General features: G+C 63.5%; 4 protein-coding genes. 3 read left to right on the top strand and 1 reads right to left on the bottom strand.

The features are described 5' to 3' along the window. Positions 1-93 precede the first annotated feature (93 nt). The 3 genes from EN780_RS31400 (at position 94) to EN780_RS31390 (ending at position 2,410) form a co-directional block, all read left to right on the top strand. A complete protein-coding gene (locus EN780_RS31400) occupies positions 94-606 on the top strand; it encodes a DinB family protein (RefSeq protein WP_128276217.1) in 513 nt (170 codons plus the stop codon). Between the two features lie 215 nt (positions 607-821). Then, positions 822-1,409 carry a hypothetical protein gene (locus EN780_RS31395; RefSeq protein WP_128276216.1) on the top strand — a complete coding sequence of 196 codons (588 nt, stop codon included), beginning with the start codon at positions 822-824 and terminating at the stop codon, positions 1,407-1,409. A 212-nt stretch (positions 1,410-1,621) separates the two neighbouring features. After that, on the top strand, positions 1,622-2,410 hold the full coding sequence (locus tag EN780_RS31390) for a GGDEF domain-containing protein (protein ID WP_128276215.1): 789 nt from the start codon (positions 1,622-1,624) through the stop codon (positions 2,408-2,410). 92 nt (positions 2,411-2,502) lie between these two features. Here the strand turns inward: EN780_RS31390 and EN780_RS31385 are convergent. Then, on the bottom strand, positions 2,503-2,807 hold a 305-nt coding region (locus EN780_RS31385), incomplete at its 5' end, for a DUF982 domain-containing protein (protein ID WP_127283667.1).

Here is a 2,807-nt window from a genome sequence, read left to right as displayed (position 1 = left end):
ATACTGCCTTACTGCCATGCTGCCTTACTCCCCTAGAATCGAATCCTTCGAGGGTTTAGGTAGGCCTGAACCTAACGCAGCGGGGCCGGAGAGATGAAACAGCATTTCATGATGTTTGCGGCCTACAACCAATGGGCCAACGGCTGCATCTACGAGGCTGCCGCCGATCTCGTGGACGAAGAATTCGAAAGGGATGTCGGCGCCTTCTTCGGCTCGATGGCAGGGACGCTCAACCATCTATTGGCCGCTGACCGCATCTGGATGAAGCGCTTCACCGGCGAGGGCGATGCTCCTTCGAGGACCGACGCGATCCTCCACCGCGCTTTGCCTGTCCTCTGGCTGGCGCGCGAGGCGGAGGACAAGAGGATCATCGGCTGGATCGAAGGCATGAGCGACAAGGCGCTCGCCGGCCGCTTCTCCTACATGACCCTTTCCGACATGCGCACCGTCTCGCAACGGCTGGCGCCGGCGCTCAGCCACTTCTTCAACCACCAGACCCACCATCGCGGCCATGCGCACATGATCCTGACCGTGCTTGGCCGACCTTCCGTGCCGCTCGATCTGGTGCGGTTCCAGCGCAGCGAGGAAGGCCGCGCCTATGCCTGATTCCGCGGCTGGGGTTGCTATATTAGAAATGTCTAAATATTTAGAATAAAGCGCTACTTTTTGTGAAATGTTCAAAAACTAAGACTCGCGACGGCAGAACGAGCGTTGAAACTGGAATGCATCTCCAAGCGTAGCCCTTGATGCGCGAGCAACATTGTCGATTTTTGCCACAACGTTGCAGCGCAGGAACCAGAAGGGCAACAAGGGAGAGTGTCATGTCCAGTATCGTTCGGAAAATCTCCAGAGCATTTGCGGGCGGAGCGATCGTCGTTATTCTCGCCTTTCCTGCGAGCGCGGCCGAAGTTGGCCTTGGTGGCCTAGGCGGCGTTTCGGTCGGCGGCAATGCAGCCAGCGCCAATGCGGGCGGCCCCGGCGGGGCCAACGGCAATGCATCCTTTGGCGGCAGCAGCACCAGCGCCGACGCTTCGATCGGCGGCACCAATGGCGCCAATGGCAATGCCTTGATCGGCGGAGGCGGCGGAGCGGCTACGTTGTCCCTGGGCGGCACCAGCGGTGCGGGCGCTGACGCGTCCCTGGGCACCGGCAACGGTGTCGACGCCGCCATAGGGACGACGTTCGGCGGTACCAGCGCCAACACAGGTATCGGGGTTGGAACGTCAGGGGTTCCTGGCATCCCCGGCACTTCGGCGACTGCCGGCACGCTGGGCCTGTCGAGCGCCGTCGCCAGCATGTCGAGCGGCCAGCTTGCGCGGATGAAGAAGCGCTGCGTCGACGTGCTGAGCAGCGAAGGCACCTATGACCGCGACCTGCGCCAGCTCTGCCTGCTGATCGCCCGCCGCTGACAAGTCCGGCGCGTGAACCGGCCGCGAGACTCTACGACGGCCAGCCAGTCGGAAGCCCGCCACCCCTTGCCATCCCGGTGGCGGGCTTTTTGGTGCCGACCGCCGAGGATGCTTTCGAGGGCGGTTAACCACGTTCAAGAAAGGCGGAGCTAATATTAGGATTTCGTTTGCCTTCCCGACGCAGGATGGCCTGACGCAGCGGGAGCAATAGAATGCGCATCGATTTGTCCCCGACGAGCTGGGGCAGGGTCATCGGCGTAACGGTTGTCGGCACGGCGGTCTGCATCGCCGCGGCCTTCTTCGTCGATTCCTACAATTTCCCCCTGCTGTCGCCGGACGCCCTGTGGCGCGCGCAGATGACGGACCTCTTGCTGCCGCTCGTGCTGGCGGGGTCGTTCTTCTTCTTCCTGATGTTCAAGATGCGCCAGCTTGCCGTCGCCCAGAAGGAGCTGAGCATCGTCGCGGCCACCGACAGCCTGACGGCGGTGTTCAATCGCGGCGCCTTCTCGATGCTCGTCGAGGCCTACCTCGATCAGGCGCGCAGCCAGGCGGTCGTCGATGCCGGCGCCTTCCTCATCGTCGACGCCGACCATTTCAAGACCATCAACGATCGCCTCGGACACGATTGCGGCGACCAGGCGCTGAAGCTGATCGCCAAGACGATCCAGGGCCAGTTGCGCGGCGCTGACATTGTCGGGCGCATCGGCGGCGAGGAATTCGCGGTCTTTCTTCCCGGCGCCGACGCCTCGCAGTCCTGGCTGGTCGCCGAAGGGATCAGGCGGCGCATCCGCGAGGTGGAGTTCTCCCCCGACGGCCGGCCTTGCCCGCTTTCGGTCAGCATCGGCGGCGTCGCCTTCAACGGTCCCGCTACCTATGCCGACATGTACCGGACGGCGGACAGTCACCTTTACAAGGCAAAGTCGAACGGCCGCGACCAGGTCAGCTTCGCAACGGTCGCGCTGCTTGGCCCGCTGACCGACGACGCCGCGACGGTCCATTGAGACAAGTAGCGAATAGTGAGTAGCAAATAGCGTTGCGCCGGCTGGCGCATGCATTGCCTTCCCTGCTCGCTATTCCCTATTCGCTATTCACTTTACGCAGCATAGCCGCCGAAGCTGCGCGCCACCGGCTTGACCGAGACGGCGGGCTGGGTGGCGGGCCAGAGGATGCCGGCCGTCACCGCGAAGGTGATCAGCGCATCGCGCGCCGCCTCGGGCGAGATCTCGCCGGCTCGCGCCGCTTCGCACGCCTTCACCGCGGCGCCATAGCTCAGCCGACGCCGCGACGGCGGGAATTCGGTCAGGAATTCATGCATGTCGAACAGCGACGCGATCATGCGCTTGTGGCCGGCGCCAACGGTAAGGGCGACCGGGGTGAAGAACATCCTGTCGTGCATGC

The sequence above is a fragment of the Mesorhizobium sp. M4B.F.Ca.ET.089.01.1.1 genome, from assembly GCF_004022605.1.
In the GTDB taxonomy this organism is placed as follows: domain Bacteria; phylum Pseudomonadota; class Alphaproteobacteria; order Rhizobiales; family Rhizobiaceae; genus Mesorhizobium; species Mesorhizobium abyssinicae.
The sequence above is the reverse complement of the archived record's forward strand: the minus strand, read 5'-3'. Positions and strand labels throughout refer to the sequence as shown.

What these genes read in the sequence shown, in the direction of transcription:
- EN780_RS31400 (WP_128276217.1), top strand. Translation starts at nt 94, where the DNA reads ATGAAACAGCATTTCATGATGTTTGCGGCCTACAACCAATGGGCCAAC.
- EN780_RS31395 (WP_128276216.1), top strand. Translation starts at nt 822, where the DNA reads ATGTCCAGTATCGTTCGGAAAATCTCCAGAGCATTTGCGGGCGGAGCG.
- EN780_RS31390 (WP_128276215.1), top strand. Translation starts at nt 1,622, where the DNA reads ATGCGCATCGATTTGTCCCCGACGAGCTGGGGCAGGGTCATCGGCGTA.